Annotated in this window: 24 protein-coding genes; all 24 read left to right on the top strand. The window is 38.1% G+C overall.

Annotated features, from left to right (window positions below; translation table 11 throughout):
- Nucleotides 1-157 precede the first annotated feature (157 nt).
- The 24 genes from O3640_RS03810 (at nt 158) to O3640_RS03695 (ending at nt 20,911) form a co-directional block, all read left to right on the top strand.
- Complete coding sequence (locus tag O3640_RS03810) at nt 158-1,432, top strand: DUF2130 domain-containing protein (protein ID WP_061600349.1); 1,275 nt, start codon at nt 158-160, stop codon at nt 1,430-1,432.
- A gap of 25 nt (nt 1,433-1,457) precedes the next feature.
- Nucleotides 1,458-2,711 (top strand): glutamyl-tRNA amidotransferase, encoded by a 1,254-nt coding sequence (locus O3640_RS03805; RefSeq protein ID WP_227221533.1) that lies wholly within the window; start codon nt 1,458-1,460, stop codon nt 2,709-2,711.
- Nucleotides 2,712-2,733: 22 nt separating this feature from the next.
- Complete coding sequence (gene truB / locus O3640_RS03800; protein WP_061600353.1) at nt 2,734-3,612, top strand: tRNA pseudouridine(55) synthase TruB; 879 nt, start codon at nt 2,734-2,736, stop codon at nt 3,610-3,612.
- 22 nt (nt 3,613-3,634) lie between these two features.
- A complete protein-coding gene (locus O3640_RS03795; RefSeq protein ID WP_195321897.1) occupies nt 3,635-4,552 on the top strand; it encodes a bifunctional riboflavin kinase/FAD synthetase in 918 nt (305 codons plus the stop codon).
- 89 nt (nt 4,553-4,641) lie between these two features.
- Nucleotides 4,642-5,043, top strand: coding sequence for a Spx/MgsR family RNA polymerase-binding regulatory protein (locus O3640_RS03790; protein ID WP_012000464.1), 402 nt, complete (start codon nt 4,642-4,644; stop codon nt 5,041-5,043).
- Nucleotides 5,044-5,046: 3 nt separating this feature from the next.
- Nucleotides 5,047-5,325 (top strand): UPF0223 family protein, encoded by a 279-nt coding sequence (locus tag O3640_RS03785; RefSeq protein ID WP_061601958.1) that lies wholly within the window; start codon nt 5,047-5,049, stop codon nt 5,323-5,325.
- A complete protein-coding gene (locus O3640_RS03780; RefSeq protein ID WP_223344010.1) occupies nt 5,315-6,088 on the top strand; it encodes an inositol monophosphatase family protein in 774 nt (257 codons plus the stop codon). The genes O3640_RS03785 and O3640_RS03780 overlap by 11 nt, the downstream gene beginning before the upstream one ends.
- Entirely contained in the window at nt 6,089-7,393 is a 1,305-nt protein-coding gene (locus tag O3640_RS03775) for an RsmF rRNA methyltransferase first C-terminal domain-containing protein (RefSeq protein ID WP_223344009.1), read from the top strand.
- A gap of 96 nt (nt 7,394-7,489) precedes the next feature.
- The gene (locus tag O3640_RS03770) at nt 7,490-8,371 is read left to right on the top strand and encodes a phosphate ABC transporter substrate-binding protein PstS family protein (RefSeq protein ID WP_012000468.1); all 882 of its coding nucleotides are present in this window, start codon (nt 7,490-7,492) and stop codon (nt 8,369-8,371) included.
- Nucleotides 8,368-9,285, top strand: a complete 918-nt coding sequence (gene pstC / locus O3640_RS03765; RefSeq protein WP_008808749.1) for a phosphate ABC transporter permease subunit PstC — start codon at nt 8,368-8,370, stop codon at nt 9,283-9,285. Before O3640_RS03770 ends, pstC begins: the two co-directional genes overlap by 4 nt.
- Nucleotides 9,275-10,159, top strand: coding sequence for a phosphate ABC transporter permease PstA (gene pstA, locus O3640_RS03760; RefSeq protein ID WP_223344008.1), 885 nt, complete (start codon nt 9,275-9,277; stop codon nt 10,157-10,159). Before pstC ends, pstA begins: the two co-directional genes overlap by 11 nt.
- A gap of 10 nt (nt 10,160-10,169) precedes the next feature.
- The gene (gene pstB, locus O3640_RS03755; RefSeq protein ID WP_008808747.1) at nt 10,170-10,973 is read left to right on the top strand and encodes a phosphate ABC transporter ATP-binding protein PstB; all 804 of its coding nucleotides are present in this window, start codon (nt 10,170-10,172) and stop codon (nt 10,971-10,973) included.
- Between the two features lie 50 nt (nt 10,974-11,023).
- Nucleotides 11,024-11,782, top strand: a complete 759-nt coding sequence (gene pstB, locus O3640_RS03750; protein ID WP_008808746.1) for a phosphate ABC transporter ATP-binding protein PstB — start codon at nt 11,024-11,026, stop codon at nt 11,780-11,782.
- Between the two features lie 21 nt (nt 11,783-11,803).
- Nucleotides 11,804-12,457 carry a phosphate signaling complex protein PhoU gene (phoU, locus tag O3640_RS03745; RefSeq protein ID WP_223344007.1) on the top strand — a complete coding sequence of 218 codons (654 nt, stop codon included), beginning with the start codon at nt 11,804-11,806 and terminating at the stop codon, nt 12,455-12,457.
- 154 nt (nt 12,458-12,611) lie between these two features.
- The gene (locus tag O3640_RS03740; protein WP_223344006.1) at nt 12,612-13,232 is read left to right on the top strand and encodes a hypothetical protein; all 621 of its coding nucleotides are present in this window, start codon (nt 12,612-12,614) and stop codon (nt 13,230-13,232) included.
- Between the two features lie 55 nt (nt 13,233-13,287).
- Nucleotides 13,288-13,908 carry a hypothetical protein gene (locus O3640_RS03735; protein WP_268723199.1) on the top strand — a complete coding sequence of 207 codons (621 nt, stop codon included), beginning with the start codon at nt 13,288-13,290 and terminating at the stop codon, nt 13,906-13,908.
- A 78-nt stretch (nt 13,909-13,986) separates the two neighbouring features.
- Nucleotides 13,987-14,622, top strand: a complete 636-nt coding sequence (locus O3640_RS03730) for a hypothetical protein (protein ID WP_080889729.1) — start codon at nt 13,987-13,989, stop codon at nt 14,620-14,622.
- Nucleotides 14,623-14,747: 125 nt separating this feature from the next.
- Complete coding sequence (locus O3640_RS03725; protein ID WP_045502800.1) at nt 14,748-15,341, top strand: hypothetical protein; 594 nt, start codon at nt 14,748-14,750, stop codon at nt 15,339-15,341.
- Between the two features lies 1 nt (nt 15,342).
- A complete protein-coding gene (locus O3640_RS03720) occupies nt 15,343-16,749 on the top strand; it encodes a hypothetical protein (RefSeq protein WP_045502803.1) in 1,407 nt (468 codons plus the stop codon).
- Between the two features lie 10 nt (nt 16,750-16,759).
- Nucleotides 16,760-17,056, top strand: a complete 297-nt coding sequence (locus O3640_RS03715; RefSeq protein WP_002934030.1) for a hypothetical protein — start codon at nt 16,760-16,762, stop codon at nt 17,054-17,056.
- 8 nt (nt 17,057-17,064) lie between these two features.
- Nucleotides 17,065-17,412 carry a hypothetical protein gene (locus O3640_RS03710; RefSeq protein ID WP_046165641.1) on the top strand — a complete coding sequence of 116 codons (348 nt, stop codon included), beginning with the start codon at nt 17,065-17,067 and terminating at the stop codon, nt 17,410-17,412.
- Nucleotides 17,413-17,523: 111 nt separating this feature from the next.
- The gene (locus O3640_RS03705) at nt 17,524-20,067 is read left to right on the top strand and encodes a M1 family metallopeptidase (protein ID WP_227221538.1); all 2,544 of its coding nucleotides are present in this window, start codon (nt 17,524-17,526) and stop codon (nt 20,065-20,067) included.
- 182 nt (nt 20,068-20,249) lie between these two features.
- Nucleotides 20,250-20,534 carry a helix-turn-helix domain-containing protein gene (locus O3640_RS03700; RefSeq protein ID WP_020992641.1) on the top strand — a complete coding sequence of 95 codons (285 nt, stop codon included), beginning with the start codon at nt 20,250-20,252 and terminating at the stop codon, nt 20,532-20,534.
- Between the two features lie 50 nt (nt 20,535-20,584).
- Nucleotides 20,585-20,911, top strand: coding sequence for a multidrug efflux SMR transporter (locus tag O3640_RS03695; RefSeq protein WP_008808733.1), 327 nt, complete (start codon nt 20,585-20,587; stop codon nt 20,909-20,911).
- Nucleotides 20,912-20,919 lie beyond the last annotated feature (8 nt).

Raw genomic sequence — 20,919 nt, 5'->3', positions numbered from 1 at the left:
AATCTCCTTTATGTGTATATACAGTAGTATAGTACACTGTTTTATCAAACAAGTCAAGGGGAATTTGAAGCAAGCCTTAGAGAATTAGCCCGAGTTTTTCATTTATAACAAGGAATGGTATAATATAATGGAGAATTTTCATGAAAGAGGATAATCCATGAACGAAATCAAATGTCCCAACTGTGGGGAAGTCTTTACAGTAAATGAAAGTCAGTATGCAGAACTCTTATCACAAGTGAGAACTGCTGAGTTTGATAAGGAACTGCATGATCGGATGAAGCAGGAACTGGCCTTGGCTGAGCAGAAGGCCATGAATGAGCAACAGTCTAAACTAGCTCAAAAAGACCAAGAAATCGCTCAATTGCAGAGTCAAATCCAAAACTTTGATACAGAAAAAGAACTCGCTAGGAAAGAAATAGAGCAGACAAGCCATGAGGCTTTATTGGCCAAGGACAAGGAAGTACAGGCCTTGGAAAACCAATTGGCTACCTTACGTTTAGAGCATGAAAATCAACTGCAAAAGACTCTTTCTAACCTTGAAAAAGAGCGCGATCAGGTCAAAAACAAGCTCCTCTTGCAGGAAAAGGAAAATGAGTTATCTTTGGCTTCTGTTAAGCAAAATTACGAAGCGCAGCTCAAGGCAGCTAGTGAACAGGTCGAGTTCTATAAGAATTTCAAAGCCCAACAATCCACAAAAGCTATCGGTGAAAGTCTGGAACAGTATGCAGAGAGTGAATTTAACAAGGTCCGCAGTTTTGCCTTTCCAAATGCCTACTTTGAGAAGGATAATAAGGTTTCTGCGCGTGGGTCTAAAGGCGACTTTATCTTCCGTGAATGTGATGAAAATGGAGTGGAAATCATTTCCATCATGTTTGAGATGAAAAATGAAGCGGATGGGACGGAGAAGAAGCACAAGAATGCAGATTTCTACAAAGAATTAGACAAGGACCGTCGCGAGAAAAACTGTGAATATGCTGTTTTGGTGACCATGCTTGAGTCCGATAACGACTACTTTAACACAGGGATTGTTGACGTCAGCCACGAGTATGAAAAGATGTATGTTGTCCGACCACAGTTCTTTATCCAGTTGATTGGACTCTTGCGTAATGCTGCGCTTAATTCCCTAAAATACAAGCAAGAGCTAGCTTTGGTTCGGGAGCAGAATATTGATATTACCCATTTTGAGGAAGATTTGGATGCCTTCAAAGTAGCCTTTGCCAGGAACTACAACTCAGCTTCGACCAACTTTGGTAAAGCCATCGATGAAATTGACAAGGCTATTAAGCGTATGGAAGAGGTCAAAAAGTTCCTAACCACATCTGAAAATCAACTTCGCCTTGCCAACAACAAATTAGACGATGTCTCAGTTAAAAAGTTGACCAGAAAAAATCCAACCATGAAAGCGAAGTTTGAAGCATTGAAGGGAGGGTGAGATTACCTTAAAAACAGGAGTTTATATGAAAAAATCTTTGAAATTCTCGGATATTTATATTGCTTATTTACCATTAGTTGTATTTTTTCTTAATCTCCTATATGGTCTTTTAAATATTGAAGGCGTAGGCGATACTGACTCAAGATACAATTTAATCTTTGCTATTTTTGGATTTATTCCAACTATATTCGGTTATGGAATTAGCTTTATAGCCAATCTTATCGTAGGTATATCTTATGTGCGAGGAGCAAATAATAAATCAAAACGTATTGGTGCTTTTCTATTGATCGGGAATGTTTTTTTAGCAATTTTTCTAATGTTTTTGCTAAGATTTAAGATGATCGTTTCCTTTGACTTTATAAAAGATCTTGACCTTTGGAGTTTCATTTTTTCATTATTTTTATTTCCGTATTTAGATTGGATTTATCAGAAGGAAGACTATAATCCAAAATTAAGGCGTAAGTTACTTATTATATTTTTGATTGGGATTTTTTCTCCATTTATAGGAAGTACAATTCAAATCCACTTTAGAAATAATGCTAAAGTTCAACAATTAAAAGAGTTTTATTCTTCTAGGAAAATGAATTATGATGTCGCTCTTAAAAGCGTAGAAATAGAAAGCAACGTTTCAGATATTAGTATTTTTGATGTATCGGATAACGGAATAACTATTCAAGTAGGTGCTAAGTATATTCGTCAAAAATTAACAGAGGTCAGTTTCATTAATGAGAATTATGGTTTTAAAGAATTCTTGAGGCTTTCTGTATCGAGCCAAGAAGCTCAGACGGTTCTGAATGATTTTAAATCAGCTGTAGAAAGTGCGATACAAAAGAAAGGCTATGATTTAGTCGTTATTGATGATAAAGAACAGCCATTAGCTAGCCCTGGTTTTAAAATATCAAGTTCATATAGAATAACTCCATTAATAAAAGAAAAGGCTCTTCAAAATCAAAATTCATTCAGTAAAGAAAAACAAGCTTTTAGAGGATATGCGACTCTTTCTGTTAAAGACTTTATGAAGGAGGGAGCTCTTTGCTTGCATTTAACACTTAGCAAAAGCAACCTATTGGAACTAGATGATATTGATTTTTCAAGCCTTCCGGATGGATATTACAACATAAACGCTGACTACTTTTCGGTTGTTAATGGAAAGTATAAACGGCTTGAAAAGGATGAAAATTTTGAATATATTTTACCAATTGAGTCGGGGGAACCATTTTACTCTGAGGATTTATATGATATTAAAAAAATTGATTTAAACAATGGGGAATATAAGTGAAAGGGAAATTAGAAAGCAACACATGAACGGAATTATCAACTTTAAAAAAGAAGCGGGCATGACCTCGCATGATGCGGTTTTTAAGCTGCGCAAAATTTTAAAAACCAAGAAAATCGGTCATGGTGGGACCTTGGATCCAGATGTGGTAGGGGTTTTGCCTATTGCGGTTGGTAAGGCGACGCGTTTGGTCGAGTTTATGCAGGATGAGGGCAAAGTCTATGAGGGTGAGATAACCCTTGGCTATTCAACAACGACTGAGGATGCTAGTGGTGAGGTGGTTGCAGAAACACCTGTTTTGTCGCCCTTGGATGAAACCATTGTCGATGAAGCGATTTCAAGTCTGACTGGGCCTATTACTCAGATTCCTCCTATGTATTCGGCAGTCAAGGTCAATGGTCGCAAGCTCTATGAGTATGCGCGAGCAGGTCAGGAAGTGGAGCGTCCAGAACGCCAGGTGACTATTTATCAATTTGAACGGACAAGTCCGATCTCTTATGAGGGCCATCTCGCACGATTCACTTTTTGTGTGAAATGTAGCAAGGGAACTTATATCCGTACCTTGTCTGTTGACCTGGGAGAGAAGCTGGGCTATGCTGCTCATATGTCTCATTTAATACGAACTAGTGCTGCAGGTATGAATCTGGCCGACGCCTTAAGCTTGGATCAAATAGCAGAGCGAGTAGCAGAGGAGGATTATTCTTTTCTCCAGCCACTAGAACTGGGGATCGGGGATTTACTGAAAGTCGAGTTATCAGACGAGCAGGTTGAAGATGTGAGAAATGGCCGTTTTATTAGCTTGATATCAGATGAAACTGAGCTAGCTGCTTTCCATAATGAGAAATTGATAGCTATTTTAGAAAAACGAGTGAATCAGTATAAGCCCCGTAAGGTCTTTCTCTGATTATTTATGATAAAATATAAGAATGAAAACAATCCATATTTCAAATGAAAAAGATATCCAACAAACTCAGGATACTGTCTTAGTTTTAGGTTATTTTGATGGTTTACATAGGGGGCACCAAGCCCTTTTTGCCGAGGCACGTCAGATTGCAGCAGAAAAAAAACTGAAGATTGCTGTGCTTACTTTTCCAGAATCTCCCAAGCTAGCCTTTGTGCGTTACCAGCCTGATTTATTACTTCATCTCAACAGTCCTGAAGAAAGAGAGCAACTACTTGAAGCACAAGGAGTTGACTATCTCTATTTGATTGATTTTACTAGCTGTTTTGCAGGAAATAAAGCAGAAGATTTTTTTGAAAAGTACGTTAAAAGGCTGAAAGCTAAAGTAGTTGTAGCTGGCTTTGACTATCATTTTGGATCAGACAAAAAAGAAGCCGAGGAACTTAGTCAGTATTTTGATGGCCAGATTGTTATCGTTTCATCGGTAAATGAAGATGATAAGAAAATTTCCTCTACTCGGATACGTCAAGCCATTAAAGAGGGTCGTGTTGCTGAGGCTTCAAAATTACTAGGCTATCCATTATCAACTAGGGGAATTGTAGTCCACGGAAATGCTCGTGGTCGGACTATTGGTTATCCAACAGCTAATTTAGCACCACTTGATCGAGTCTTTTTGCCGGGAGACGGTGTTTATGTCGTCGAAGTTGAACATAATGGTAAACGTTACAAAGGAATGGCAAGCGTTGGAAAGAATGTCACTTTTGAAGGTGATGAACTTCGTTTTGAAGCAAACATTTTTGATTTTTCAAGAGATATTTATGGTGATACGATTAAAATATACTGGCTTGATAAAATTCGGGATATGGTGAAGTTTGATGGAATTGAAAGTTTACTCAATCAGTTAAAATCAGATGAAGCCATTGCACGTTCCTGGAAAGCATAAAAGAAGTATCTGGATATAAAAAGGTCTAGTCAAGCGCTTATATTTTTAGTATAATAGAGGAAGTTATTAAGAAATAAGAAGAGAAGCGCATGATTACATTATTTTTATCACCGAGTTGTACGTCTTGCCGTAAGGCGCGTGCTTGGCTGTTAAACCATGAAGTTCCTTTCGTGGAACATAATATCATGACCAGTCCTCTATCAGCTCAGGAGTTACAACACATCCTATCACTGACAGAAAATGGAACGGACGATATTATCTCAACTCGATCAAAAATTTTTCAAAAGTTAAACTTGGATGTTGAGAGTTTATCTATATCAGAATTAATAAAATTGATTGAGGAAAACCCTTCTTTGTTGCGTCGTCCAATTATTTTGGATGCCAAACGGATGCAGATTGGTTTTAACGAAGATGAAATTCGAGCATTTTTACCTCGCAGTTATCGTCAACAGGAACTTAGAGAAGCTACTTTACGAGCTGAAATTGAATAATATATGAATAAGAACTATAGTTACCCACTAGATCTATCGTGGAGCACTGAAGAGCTTGCTTCAGTGCTTTCTTTTTTGAATGATGTTGAAAAGGCCTATGAGTCAAAAGTCTCTGCTCAGCAGTTACTGGGCTCTTATACTGTCTTTAAGGAAGTTGTTCCCAGCAAGGCTGAAGAGAAAAGAATCGGTCGTGAGTTTGAAGCAGTTAGTGGCTATTCTCTTTATCGTGCGGTTCAAGCAGCTAAAAATACAGAGAAAGGAATGATTTCTCTTGGAAAATAAATTTGCTTTTGCTAAAGATTTGGTTTATAAAGCTGGTGCCTATATACTGGAACATATGGAAGAAGGCTTGGAAGTAGAAGAAAAGACTTGTGCAACTGACTTAGTAACCCAGATGGATAAAAATGTTCAAGCTTTATTGGTATCTGAAATCTTGAAGCATTACCCGAATGATGCTATTTTCGCTGAAGAAGGTCAACTCAAGGAAGATATAGAAGTTGGCTCAGTCTGGGTGATTGATCCGATTGATGGCACGGCGAATTTCGTAGCGCAGGGATATGACTTTGCAGTGATGGTTGCATACTATGAGAACGGTATCGGTCAATTTGGAATTATCTATGACGTTATGAGAGATGAAATGTATCACGGCGGTGGACAGTTTGAAGTCAAATGCAATGATAAGGTCTTGAAACCATTTCGCAATCACCCTTTGAAACGTTTTTTGATTGCTTCTAATGCTGGAATGCTAGAAAGAAATGACTGGGGAGTAGCAGACCTGACAAAGGACTGTCTTGGAGCACGTGCCTATGGAAGTGCAGCTATTAGCTTCAGTCGTATTCTACAGGGGCGTTTACTAACCTATATCACCTATCTCTACCCTTGGGACTATGCTGCAGCATCAATTTTAGGGGAAAAGCTAGGTTATCAAGTAATGACTCTTGATGGGAAAAAACCTGATTTTAAGACGAGACAAGGGATTATGATGTGCCCTCGAGATAAAATAACAGAATTACAAAAATATATCTATCAAAGAGGAGAGAATTAAATGCGGTTTCCGACTGGCTTTGAAGAAAAATACCAGCGACTTTTAGGAAAAGAAGCCGCTTCTTTTTTCTCAACTTTTGATCAAGAGCCTATTTCAGCATTTCGGACCAATCCCTTGAAAGAAGGGCAGCTCACATTTTCTAATCCTATTTCTGAAACTAATTGGGGCTATTATGGTAAGGTATCTGGAAAATCCCCTGAACACGTGACAGGCTTAGTTTATTCGCAAGAGCCAGCCGCTCAAATGGTTGCTCAAATCGCTCATCCTCGTGAGGGCATGAAGGTTCTAGATCTAGCTGCAGCACCAGGTGGAAAATCCACTCATTTGCTATCCTATCTAAATAATACAGGCCTATTGGTTTCAAATGAAATCAACAATAAACGCTCTAAGATTTTAGTAGAAAATATCGAACGATTTGGAGCAAGAAATGTCCTTGTCACCAATGAGTCAGCGGAGCGCTTGGCAAAAGTATTTTCATCATTTTTTGACTTAATTGTTTTAGATGCACCATGTTCTGGGGAGGGAATGTTTCGCAAGCAACCTGATGCCATGGACTATTGGTCACTTGACTATCCAGCTCAATGCGCTGCTCTACAAAGAGAAATCTTAGAAGATGCAGTTAAGATGTTGGCGAATGGCGGGGAGCTTGTCTATTCAACTTGTACCTGGGCTCCAGAAGAAAATGAAGAAATTGTGGCTTGGCTACTAGACGAATTCCCTTTGGAATTGGTTGACCTTTCAAAGATTAATGGAATGACTCCTGGAATAGACTATCCCGAAACAGCTCGTATGTATCCTCATCGTTTCAAAGGAGAAGGGCAATTTGTCGCTAAGTTTCGATTTGTTGGCGAACACAAATTACCAAAGTTGAAGCCTGCTCGATCAAATTTAACTGCTGACCAGAGAAGCCTTTGGCAGACTTTCCAAAATGAACATTTAAAAGTAGAGCTTAAAGGTGATTTACAAACTTTTGGCGATCAACTTTATCTATTGCCACTTGGTCTTCCTGATTTGTCAAAAATAAAAATAGCTCGTAACGGCCTTCATTTAGGTACTTTTAAGAAGAAGCGCTTTGAACCAAGCTTTGCTTTAGGTTTAGCCTTGCAACCTAGTGAAGTTAAGAATAAACTAGAATTAAGTCAACAAGACTTTGAAGTCTATGTAGGAGGAGAAACTCTTCAAATTAAGGAATCTCTTCCTAATGGTTGGTATCAATTGATTATTCATGGAAATGGATTAGGTTTTGCAAAATTAGCTAATCAAACATTAAAAAACTATTTTCCTAAAGGGCTTCGCTTTAGGTAAAAATCTTTTCAAAAATCTATATATATGATATAGTTGGAAATGAGGAGAAAATGCGAAATTGCAGGCTTTTCTGTCCAAACTAAAAGGAGATATAATTTGAGAACGAGTAAGAAAATAGCTTTAGGGCTGATAACCATTTTTAGTAGTTTTACTTTATCAGCCTGTGCTTCTTGGATTGATCGTGGAGAATCCATGACAGCCGTAGGTTCAACTGCATTACAGCCCTTGGTTGAGGCTGCAGCTGATGAATTTAGCTCCAACAATCTCGGAAAGACAGTCAATGTACAGGGCGGTGGTTCTGGTACTGGCTTGTCCCAGGTTCAATCTGGGGCGGTTGAAATCGGAAATTCTGACGTTTTTGCTGAAGAAAAAGAGGGAATTGATGCTTCAGCTCTTGTTGATCATAAGGTTGCTGTCGCTGGACTCGCTGTAATTGTTAATAAAGAAGTCAGTGTTGATAACCTTACAACTGAGCAACTGAAAAAAATCTTTTCAGGTGAATACACTAACTGGAAGCAAGTCGGTGGAAAGGATTTAGAAATCTCCATTATCAACAGAGCAGCCAGCTCAGGCTCACGCGCAACCTTTGATAGTGTGATTATGGATGGTACTTCAGCTGTTCAAAGTCAAGAGCAAGATTCAAATGGAATGGTCAAGTCTATTGTTTCCCAAACACCAGGTGCAATTTCCTATCTAGCTTTTGCTTATTTGGATAATTCAGTAAAAACGATTAGTTTGAATGGAAATAAACCGACTACAAAAAATGTAGCCACAAATGCTTGGCCTCTTTGGTCTTATGAGCATATGTATACACTTGGTAAGCCCAAAGGCCTAGCAAAAGAATTCCTGGATTATATGCTGTCTGATGAAGTCCAAGAAGGCGTTGTTAAGGGAATGGGCTATATTTCCATCAATGATATGAAAGTTAGCAAGGATGCTGACGGAAATGTCACAAAGATAGAAGGAGATAAGAAATGAAACGTGAAGAACTAGCTAAGAAATTGCTATCATCTTCTAAGAATTCTCGTTTGGAGAAGTTTGGTAAGTATCTGACTTTTGCTTGTTTATCTTTGATTGTCATTATCGTTGCCATGATCTTGATCTTCGTTGCTCAAAAAGGTCTTTCTACTTTCTTTGTCAACGGAGTTAATGTCTTTGAGTTCCTCTTTGGCTCAACATGGAATCCTTCCGGCAAGGAATTTGGTGCCTTACCAATGATTTTGGGATCTTTCATCGTGACCATCCTGTCCGCTGTGATTGCAACGCCTTTTGCAATTGGAGCGGCAGTCTTCATGACAGAGGTATCTCCAAAAGGAGCTCGTATCCTGCAACCAGCGATTGAACTGTTAGTTGGTATTCCATCTGTTGTATATGGATTTATTGGTTTGCAAGTAGTTGTGCCCTTTGTTCGTTCTATTTTTGGTGGAACTGGTTTTGGTATCTTGTCAGGTATCTTCGTTTTATTCGTTATGATTCTGCCGACCGTTACCTTTATGACAACAGATAGCTTACGTGCTGTACCGCGTCACTATCGTGAAGCTAGTTTGGCCATGGGCGCTACTCGCTGGCAGACCATTTGGCGAGTAACCTTGAAAGCAGCACGTCCAGGTATTTTTACAGCTGTAGTATTTGGGATGGCGCGCGCATTTGGTGAAGCACTTGCTATTCAAATGGTTGTAGGAAACTCTGCTGTAGTTCCAACTTCTTTAACAACACCAGCAGCAACTCTGACATCTGTCTTGACCATGGGAATCGGAAATACCGTAATGGGTACAGTTGATAATAATGTTCTTTGGTCATTGGCTTTAGTTCTCTTGATTATGAGCTTGGCTTTCAACAGTGTGATTAAATTGATTACGAAAGAAAGGGGTAAGAAAAACTATGCACGCTAAGAAATTAGATAAATTAGCAACAAGCATTCTCTATACCATAGCAGGCATCATTGTGACCATTCTTGCCTCCTTGATTCTTTATATCTTGGTAAGAGGATTGCCACATATCTCATGGTCTTTCTTGACTGGCAAATCATCTTCTTATCAAGCTGGTGGTGGTATTGGGATTCAGTTATACAATTCCTTCTTTCTTTTGGTGATTACTCTGATTATCTCTGTTCCTCTTTCTATGGGGGCTGGTGTCTATCTTTCTGAGTACGCTAAAAAAGGTCCTGTGACCAATTTTATCAGAACCTGTATTGAGATTCTGTCTTCTTTGCCATCAGTCGTTGTCGGACTTTTTGGTTATTTAATCTTCGTTGTACAGTTTGAATATGGATTTTCAATCATTTCTGGTGCCCTGGCTTTGACCGTATTCAACTTACCACAGATGACACGTAACGTTGAAGATAGCTTGCGCCATGTTCACCATACACAGCGGGAAGCAGGACTGGCTTTAGGGATTTCTCGCTGGGAGACAGTGATTCACGTAGTTATTCCAGAAGCTCTCCCAGGGATTGTGACAGGGATTGTCCTGGCTTCAGGACGTATCTTTGGTGAAGCTGCAGCCTTGATCTATACCGCTGGTCAATCCGCTCCAGCTTTGGATTGGTCCAACTGGAACATCTTCAGTATCACTAGTCCAATCTCTATTTTCCGTCAGGCAGAGACTCTTGCGGTTCATATCTGGAAAGTCAACAGTGAGGGGACCATTCCGGATGCAACAGCTGTATCTGCTGGATCAGCAGCTGTCCTTTTGGTTTTCATATTGATTTTCAACTTTGGTGCTCGCAAGCTCGGTAGCTATTTACATAAGAAACTAACCTCTGCATAAAGGAGAAGAAATGACAGAATATAATTGGAATGAAAAACATATCATTACTTTTCCTCAAGAAAAAGTGGCCTTAGAAACCAAGGATTTACACGTTTACTATGGTAAAAAAGAATCCATCAAGGGCATTGATATGCAGTTTGAAAAAAATAAGATTACCGCTTTAATCGGTCCATCAGGTTCCGGGAAATCAACCTATCTACGCAGTCTTAATCGAATGAATGATACCATCGATATTGCAAGCGTGACAGGAGAAATCCTCTATGAAGGGATTGATGTCAACCGTCCTGAAATTAATGTTTATGAAATGCGGAAACACATTGGTATGGTCTTCCAAAGACCCAATCCTTTTGCTAAGTCCATTTATCGAAACATCACCTTTGCTCATGAGAGGGCAGGGGTTAAGGATAAGAAAGTCTTGGACGAAATTGTAGAAACATCACTTAAGCAGGCTGCTCTTTGGGATCAGGTCAAGGACGATTTACACAAGTCGGCTCTGACACTCTCAGGTGGACAACAACAGCGCTTGTGTATTGCTCGAGCTATCTCCGTCAAACCTGATATTTTGCTGATGGATGAGCCTGCTTCAGCCTTGGATCCTATCGCGACCATGCAGCTGGAAGAAACTATGTTTGAACTCAAAAATAACTATACCATCATCATTGTGACCCACAATATGCAACAGGCAGCACGCGCAAGTGACTATACAGGATTTTTCTATTTGGGAGATCTGATTGAATACGACAAGACGACCAATATCTTCCAAAATGCAAAACTTCAGTCTACGAATGATTATGTGTCTGGTCATTTTGGATAAGGGAATTCCATGTTGATAATAACAATGTATAAAAGTTAAGGATAGAAAAAATGACAGAACCTATTTTACAAGTCAAGGACTTGTCGGTTTATTACAATAAAAAGAAGGCTCTGAATAGTGTTACTCTAGATTTTTTGCCAAATGAAATTACAGCTTTGATTGGACCATCCGGTTCTGGGAAATCAACCCTCTTAAAAGCTATTAATCGTATGGGTGATCTTAATCCGGAGGTGACGACTACAGGAACGGTTCTCTATAATGAGCACAACATTTATGGTCCCAGAACTGATACTGTTGAGCTACGAAAAGAAATTGGAATGGTCTTTCAACAACCCAACCCTTTCCCAATGACTATCTATGAGAATGTGGTCTATGGATTGAGAATAAATGGAGTTAAAGATAAGCATATCTTGGATGAAGCTGTTGAGAATTCTTTAAAAGGCGCTTCTATCTGGGATGAAGTGAAGGACCGTCTCCATGATTCGGCTATCGGTCTCTCTGGTGGGCAGCAGCAGCGTGTCTGCGTAGCTCGTGTACTTGCTACAAGCCCTAAAATTATTCTTCTGGATGAGCCAACTTCGGCCTTAGACCCTATTTCAGCAGGGAAAATTGAAGAAACCCTCTACGGTTTGAAAGATCAGTATACCATGCTCTTGGTTACAAGATCTATGCAACAGGCTTCACGGATTTCAGATAAAACAGCCTTTTTCCTAGGTGGAGATTTGATAGAGTTTAATTCGACCAAGCAAATGTTCCTAGAACCTGCTCATAAAGAGACAGAAGATTATATTACTGGTAAATTTGGATAAGAAGAAAGGATAAAGACAGGTATGCTTCGTGTACAATTTGAAGATGATTTAGAGAAATTGCATAATCAATTTTATGCGATGGGAAATGAAGTACTTTCGCAAATCAATCGGACGGTCCGTGCTTTTGTAACACATGATCGAGATATGGCTAAGGAAGTTATCGAGGAAGACGCTGAAGTCAATGAGTACGAAGTGAAATTGGAAAAGAAATCCTTAGAGATCATCGCTTTGCAGCAACCAGTTTCACAGGACTTACGGACAGTTATTACTGTACTAAAAGCAAGCTCAGACTTGGAAAGAATGGGTGATCATGCTGTATCTATTGCTAAGGCAACCATTCGCATGAAAGGTGAAATTCGCATTCAGTCTGTCGAGGAAGAAATCAAGAAGATGGGTCGTGATGTGAAAAACTTTGTTGAATCAGCCTTGGATCTTTACCTTAATGGAAGTGTAGATCAAGCTTATGAAGTGGCTGCTTTAGATGAAAAGATTAATCATTATTTCGAAAATATTCAGGAGTTAGCTACAGAAGAAATTCGCAAGAATCCTGAATCCATCGTAACTGGTCGTGATTATTTCCAAGTAATCAATTATTTGGAACGTATTGGCGACTACGCAAAGAACATTTGCGAATGGGTTGTCTACTTTGAAACAGGTAAAATTGTTGAAATGTAATGTTATAAAAGATGCGATTCATGTCGCATCTTTTTTTATATATGAAGCTATGTAAGAGGTCTGTTTTTCATTGGATCTTAAGCTTGACTATGATACACTAGTAGAATATACACGAAAGGCAATATTTTCATAGCAAATAATTTAGGAGACAAGAATGAAGAAAAAAATTTTAGCCATTATCAGTATCTTGCTTATTTCGCTTTCAGCTGGCTTTGTTTATATGACTCAATTTCACAGTTCAACAGGTTTAGATCAGAAGGAAGAAAAAATCATCAAACATGGTTTTCGTTTGTTGGAAGAACAGATTGGAACATATATCAAAGAAAACTACTCAGGAATCTCTAAAATAGAATTCTCGCCTATTTTCATCCAAGGTGGTAAGGACAACCCTCCATTCACAGCGGACGTCCTTCCAGTAATCTATGATGAGGAGGGAAATAGAGCAGTTTTAGGAGGCCAAATCGGGAAAACTGGTTATCCTTCTTATGGTTTGCTTACAGATCTTAGATTAGATTTCGATCATAATGATAATGAAATTATAGAATTAGAAGATTCTGCAAAGGGATTAGGGATTGAAGTAGATGTAAGTAATGCTAAAACTTTACCAGAAAAAGCGAAAATTAAAGCTGAGTTAGATGGGACAGATGAAAATATTGCGGCTCTGGTAGGTACTAAAAAATTAAATAATGTCAGAAAAAACAAAGAAGGAAGCCCGAAAGCTGAGATAGTCTATAATTTGGAGATCAAAAGAGGAGAATATTGGAAATATCATTAGACTTTGAAAAAATGATGCTGCTATTCTTAATGATACTACCCGGAGGAAAATATCTATGAAGAAAAAAATCCTACTAATTTTTAGCGCACTTATTATTTTATTTTCAGCTGGCTTTGTTTATATGACTCAATTTCACAGTTCAACAGGTTTAGACCGTAAGGAAGAAAAAATCATTAAACATGGTTTTCGTTTATTAGAAGAACAGATTGGGATCTACATCAAAGAAAACTACTCAGGAATTTCTAAAATAGAATTCTCTCCGATTTTCATCCAAGGTGGTAAGGACAATCCTCCATTCACAGCGGACGTTCTGCCAGTAATTTATGATGAAGAAGGAAATAGAGCTGTTTTAGGAGGACAGTTTGGGAAAAACGGATATCCGGCTTATGGATTAAGTAGTGATCTTAGGCTAGATTTTGACAATAATGATAATGAAATTATTGAATTAGGAAATTCTGCAAAAGGATTAGGGGTTGAAATAGATGTAAGTAACGCTAAAATCTTACCATATGAAGCTAAGATAAAAACAGCTATTAAACCGATTGATAAAAATATTGCAGCTCTGATTGATACTAAAAAATTAAAAAATGTAAGAAAAAACAAAGAAGGAAGTCCTAAAGCTGAGTTAATCTATAATTTAGAAATCAAAAGAGGAGAATATTGGAAATATCATTAGACTTTGAAAAAATGATGCTGCTATTCTGAATGGGAACAATGATCTAAACGATATTCTAAAGGATGAGGAATATTAATGATGAAGAGAAAAATTTTTGCAATCATAACAGTTCTTGCAGTTTTAATTTCAGGAGGAGTATATTGTATGACAAAATGGATTGAACACCAAAACTCTCCATATAATGTTAGTGATGTTTTAGACGACAAAGGAGTGAAACTTTACAAACGTGGATTTCGTTTGTTGGAAGAACAACTGGCGACTTACATCAAAGAGCACTATTCAGGAGTCAGTAAAATTGAGTTTTCGCCAATTTTTGTTCAAGGAGGAAACGGACAGACTATGTTCAGCGCTAATATTGTTTTTTCTGTTTATGATAAGAATCAAAATAAGGCATATTTTGGTGGAACAATAGGAGAGATTACTTATCCAACTTATAATAATGTTTGGGATGTAAGAATGGATTTTAATGGCTGGGATGAGGAAGTCATTGAATTAAGAACTAGCGATGAAAAGTTAATTGATGTATCTGGTTTTCAACATCTGCCACTAGAAGCTAAACTTACGGTGAGTCGTAAAGTAGATGAGAATCTTGAAGCTTTGATTCAAGATAAACAGATTGAAGGGGTTAAAAAAAATTCAAAAGGAAGCGCTGATTTAGATGTGGTATATAATGATGAAATAAAAAAAGGGGATGAGAGGGAATGGCAAAACTGAAAAAGATAAGGTCATAAATCTGCACTGAAATCAAAATGGAAAGTTAATAAAATGGCATTTATGTTATAATACAGGTATATAGTTGCTGTTACACAGTTTTCACAAAATACAAAAGGAGGAGACTGATGAAGAAAAAAATTTTTTCAATCGGTGCAGTTCTTATAGTTTTAATTTTTGGAGGAATCTATATGTATAACAAATTGACAAAACCTAACTTTAGCCCCAAAACTATCAAGCTTTATCAGCGAGGCTTTCGACTCTTAGAAGAGCAAATTGGCACTTATATTAAGGAGAAATATTCAGGTATTGAAAAAATTGAATTTTCTCCAATTTATGTGACTGGAGATGAGGATTCTTCTATGTTGAATGCCTATGTACGTCCGACAATTTATGATAAATATGGGAATAAGGCTACTTTGGGTACGCAAATAAAAAAATATGTCCCAAATAGTTTTGGTATTGTTACTGACTTAATCGTTGATTTTGACTGGGATGGTAACGAGGTAATTGAATTATTTGATTCAGATGACGAGAGAATTGATGTTTCGAATGCAAAGAAATTACCTAAAGAAGCTAAACTAAGAGATGCAGAAAGTATAGATATAAATATTGAGCTATTATTAAAAGATGGTCAATTAAAAGAGGTCGTAAAGGATGAAAAAGGCAGTCCAGAAGCTAAAATTATTTACAATATTAAGTTAAGTAAAGAGGAAGAATGATATGACACTATCTGATCAGGAAATTCAAAAATTACAGTTAGGTCTTAAGGGAAACGTAAAAAAGAATGAAGGAGAAATTATAAATGTTGGAACGAGATCTTCTCCAGACTTTTACCAAATTGTTTATAGACAAGATAGTACAACTCAAGCAATGGCAGTTGTACCTGTCGATAATGAAAAAGGGGAGAATCCTAATTATCAAGAAACAGCTATTGTAGTCGCAGGTACTCAAGTTCCAGGTGAAAATTTTAAAGATTTTGGGAATCAACCATATTTTTGGAAAAAGAATCGGAATATTGTTGATTCAACTGAAAAAGCATTCTTTGCTAGTGGAGGATTTGGTATATTTCCAGGAATGCTGACGCCCCAATCAGATGATATTGATATGTTTTATCAAATTACCGAAGAAAAAATAAAATCCCATAACGGAATTATTTCTAATATGTCTGGGCACAGTCAAGCTGGGCCTGGGGTAGCTTATACAGCCTCAAAGTACGGCCTTAAACAGAACCGTACAATCAAAGTGACAAATTTTATGGATTTTGCGGCTAAAAAAGCTGTTGATACAGGCGGTATTTCAAAAGAACAAGTAGCTTATCTCAATAAAAACGCCACTATCTATAGAGATAGTCGAGGTGATGTTGTTTTCTTAGACGGGAATAGTGGTTATGTTCCCTATGGACAAACTATGAGATTTGAAGTTCTTGAAGGAGAGGACGGACATTCACCAAGAACTCCAGTAATGAAGGGAAATAAGTTAGATGTAGATTACTACTACAAAAGAAATCTTTTCGCCACTGGCATGACAGAAAAGCAAGTCAGAAAGATAGCAGAATATAAAGCAAGAAATCCTAAGTTTACAAATTCAATTTATAATTATGGATTAGAGATGGACAAGGTAACTCCTGAATACTATGTTAGTGAGTATCTAAAGGAATATGGAGACTTCGCTCCTGAGCCTTCTAAGCAGGATTTAATCGCCATAAATAGGAAATACATTGATGAATTGCACGCTTCTTTAAGAACCAGCTCTGGCGACAAAAAAATTAGTTTAAGAGAGGAACTCGTTCGTACAAGTGCTCAAACTGCTCAGCTTCAAGCCGAGGTCTATGAGCAAGAGATTAAAGATAAGTTAGCAAGTGCAAAATCAAAAGTAGAGGACCATATATCAGAACTAAGTAAAGCAGCTTATACATTAGCTCACAACCTTTCATCTGGTGAAGTTGAGGAGCTCTTGTCTGAACTAAATTTATCCGAAGCTTGGAATGGGGGGACAGAAGCCTCAACTCTCGCCTCAGCAAGTGCATATACGACTAAAATGACAGAAATTGCTGGTAATTTAAACAAGGCTGCTGATAATATCGTAGCGATTGATCAAAAAGGTGCCCAGATTTTTACAAATAAATAGGAGGAAACGCATGATTGAACCAAATACAGAAGATCGAGCTGAAGCCGAACGTATAAAAAAAGAATATTTAAAGATTCAGGAACGTACTGCCATTCGAGCTTTGATATCAGCTAAAAGAGCTGTCCTTCTTGAAGAAAGTCAAGCATTGCAGAGTTGGCTAGATAGTCAAGCTGAGGCTATGAAAACTTTTGCCTCCACTCAAGTACCTGCTGACTTATCTGGAGCTTTCACAGGTGGAGCAGCAGATTCAATCAAGGAGGTACTAGGTGCTGTTCCTAAGCCTAGTTTGACCAGCCCTATCTTATAGGAGGCTCTATGGATATTCAAAAAAAGATCGATCGTCTCGATGATGATCACATAGCCTTTCGTAAGAAAGTTAGTGAGTATGAATGGGATTACCAAGATATGAGACGAGAGGCTAAAAATGTTTCAGAGGAAATGAGCGAATGGATATTTTCTTTCTGTCGTAACAATCCCGACTCTATCCCTACTTATGAACTGCATCAGCTAGAAGATAATAGGGATGAATTTGAAAGACAAATTCGACGATTTGAGGATCGTCTGCAAGAGACCTACCAGAAAGAAAACCGCATCTACAATCAAAGCATAGCAGAACTCGAAAAAGAAAAAAAAGAAAAAACTAATGTTTTGAGTTTCTCGTGAATTACAAAGACAGGTCATCCTTGTCTTTTTCTTTGCTTTAAAATGTGGTAAAATGGTTTCAAAAAGTATTTAATGAACAGGATTTCCTGTATCTTAGATGAGGAGAAAAACATGCAAGCAGTTGCACACTTTATTGACACTTTTGTTCCTGAACACTACGATCTATTTCTAGATCTCAATCGTGTAGATAAGATCTTTTCAGGGAAGGTGACCATTATTGGGGAGGCTAAGTCAAGTAAGATTTCCCTGCACCAAAAGGACCTAGTAATCGAAACCGTCGAAGTAGCCGGTCAAACACTTCCTTTTACAGTCGATAATGCGAACGAAGCTCTTTATATCGAGTTAGATGCCACAGGTCAAGTTGAAGTAACAGTAACTTATACTGGTAAGATTACGGATAATATGACTGGCATTTACCCATCTTACTACTCAGTGGATGGTGTAAAAAAAGAAATCATTTCTACACAATTTGAGAGTCACTTTGCTCGTGAAGCTTTTCCAAGCGTGGATGAGCCAGAAGCTAAGGCAACCTTTGACTTGGCTTTGAAGTTTGACCAGGCAGAAGGCGAGTTGGCTCTATCTAATATGCCAGAAATTGACATTGAAAATCGTAAAGCAACTGGTATTTGGAAGTTTGAAAGAACTCCACGTATGTCATCTTATCTACTAGCTTTCGCTGCAGGTGATATGCAAGGAGTAACTGCCAAGACTAAAAATGGAACCTTGGTTGGTGTCTATGCGACAAAGGCACATCCGGCTAGTAATTTAGAGTTTGCTTTGGACATTGCTGTTCGTTCTATTGAGTTTTATGAGGATTATTATGGAGTTAAATATCCTATCCCACAGTCTCTTCATGTAGCTTTGCCTGACTTTTCATCTGGTGCTATGGAAAACTGGGGTCTGGTTACTTATCGCGAGATTTACCTCTTGGTTGATGAAAACTCTACGGTATCGAGTCGCCAAGATGTAGCTCTTGTTGTTGCTCATGAGTTGGCCCACCAATGGTTCGGAAACCTTGTCACTATGAAGTGGTGGGATGACCTTTGGCTTAATGAAAGCTTTGCTAATATGATGGAATATGTCTGCGTCAATGCCATTGAGCCGACTTGGAACATCTTTGAGAATTTCCAGACAACTGGAGTTCCACTTGCTTTGAAACGAGATGCTACAGACGGAGTTCAATCTGTCCATGTAGAGGTGAATCATCCTGATGAGATTAATACCTTATTTGACCCAGCAATCGTATACGCCAAAGGAAGCCGTCTCATGCATATGCTTCGCCGCTGGTTGGGTGATGAGGCCTTTGCCAAAGGTTTAAACGCCTACTTTGCTAAACACCAGTATGGAAATACAATTGGACGTGATCTCTGGAACGCTCTTGGAGATGCTTCTGGTCGCGATGTAGCATCCTTTATGAACTCTTGGTTGGAGCAACCTGGCTATCCTGTTTTATCAGCTCGTGTAGAAAATGACACCTTGAAGTTGACTCAGAAGCAATTCTTTATCGGTGAACATGAAGACAAGAAGCGGACTTGGGTTCTGCCGTTAAATAGCAATTGGAATGGTTTGCCTGATACACTGGAAACTGAAACACTTGAAATTCCAAACTATTCTGCTTTGGCCGCTCAGAACCAAGGAGCTTTGCGCTTCAATACAGAGAACACAGCCCACTATATCACAGATTATCAAGGTGTCTTGTTAGATCAGGTTCTAGATACGATTACGGAGTTAGACAGCACTAGCAAGCTCCAAGTAGTGCAGGAACGCCGTCTCTTAGCAGAAGCTGGTCACATTTCATTTGCTGAATTAGTTCCAGTAATTGAAAAACTGACAGAAGAAAGCTCTTACTTGGTTGTTTCTGGGGTTAAAGCTGTTCTGAGTGGTTTGAAAATCTTTGTTGAAGAAGGTAGCGAGAGTGAAAAAGCTTATAATGACTTAGTTATCAAACTTAGCCGATTCAACTTTGATCGCCTAGGCTTTGAAGCTAAAGATGGAGAAAGCGATGAGGATGAATTAGTCCGTCAAATCGTTATTGGAAACTTGATTGCTGCCAATGATGAAAGAGCGACTCAAGAAGCTAACTGCATCTTTGAAGCTCATCAAGATGATCTGGAAAAACTTCCTGCAGCTATCCGTTTGCACATCCTGATTAACCAAATCAAACATCATGAGAGCAAGGAACTGACGGAGCAATATTTGAAGAATTATGTATCGACAGTTGATGGAAGTTTCAAGAGACAATTGGCTTCGGCTCTGGCCTACACTAATGATAAGGAAACGCTCGATCAAATTTTAGAAGCTTTAAAGAATAAAGACATTGTCAAGCCACAAGATTTAGCTATGAGCTGGTATTTCCCTTTACTCAACCACGATTTTACTCAAGCTACTGTTTGGACTTGGGCTCGTGAAAATTGGGACTGGATTAAGGCGGCCCTGGGAGGTGATATGAGCTTTGATAAGTTTGTCATCTATCCAGCTAATGCCTTTAAGACAGCAGAAAGGCTCGCTGAATACAAAGCTTTCTTCGAACCTCAATTATCAGATATGGCTATCAGTCGTAATATCAGCATGGGTATCAAAGAAATTGCAGCTCGTGTTGACTTAATTACACGAGAAAAAGAAGCAGTAGAAAAGGCTTTGAAAGCAAGTAAGTAATAGATAAAAAACAGCGGATCTTGCAATCTGCTGTTTTTTTGGAAGTCAGTATAAAGTGTCCATCCTAAAAATCATGTTATAATAGCAATGTCAAAGAAATTTTACCTAGAATTGTATAGGATGTTAAAGAATTTCGTCTAGCCAATTCGTGAAGAAAGGAATAATATAAAGAGGAAATGCAGATGTTAGGAAAACAATTAAAATTACTTAGAGAACAAAAGGGCTATAGTCAGAATCAAATTTCAGAATATCTGGGAACAACTCGTCAAACTATCTCAAATTGGGAAAATGATAAAACAATTATAGATAGTCATAGTTTGATTCGCTTAGCTGATTTTTATCAGATCTCTTTAGATGAGTTATGTGGACGAACAAAGATTCCTGTTTACAAGAATTCAAAGATCAAGTCTATGATTTTAGATAATGCTTGCACACTTTGGACTTGCTTCGCTTCCACTCATCGCTAAATCAATTGTTTACCTACTAGCTTTTCAATTCTATTGATTCTAGGAGGACAATGATGTCTTATGTTTATTTAACTCTTGCTATTGTATCTGAAATAGCAGCCACAAGTCTGTTAAAACTGTCGCAAGGTTTTTCGAAAATGCTTTTTGGGATTCTTGCTTTAGTTTTGTATGGCTTGTGTTTTTTCTTTTTATCCTTGTCTTTGAAAGGCATGCAACTAAATCTAGTGTATGCTATTTGGTCGGGTGTTGGTTTGGTTGGAACAACAGTACTATCTATTTTGCTTTTTCATGAAAAAGTAACGTTCGCAAGCCTCTTGGGAATTGCTTTGGTTATTGTGGGACTCGTAATATTAAACTTATCCCAAAAGGTTCACTAATGAGGGGG

The organism is Streptococcus sp. 27098_8_75, from assembly GCF_041432475.1.
In the GTDB taxonomy this organism is placed as follows: domain Bacteria; phylum Bacillota; class Bacilli; order Lactobacillales; family Streptococcaceae; genus Streptococcus; species Streptococcus gordonii.
Note: the sequence above shows the minus strand (reverse complement) of the source record. Positions and strands in the feature narration are given on the sequence as shown.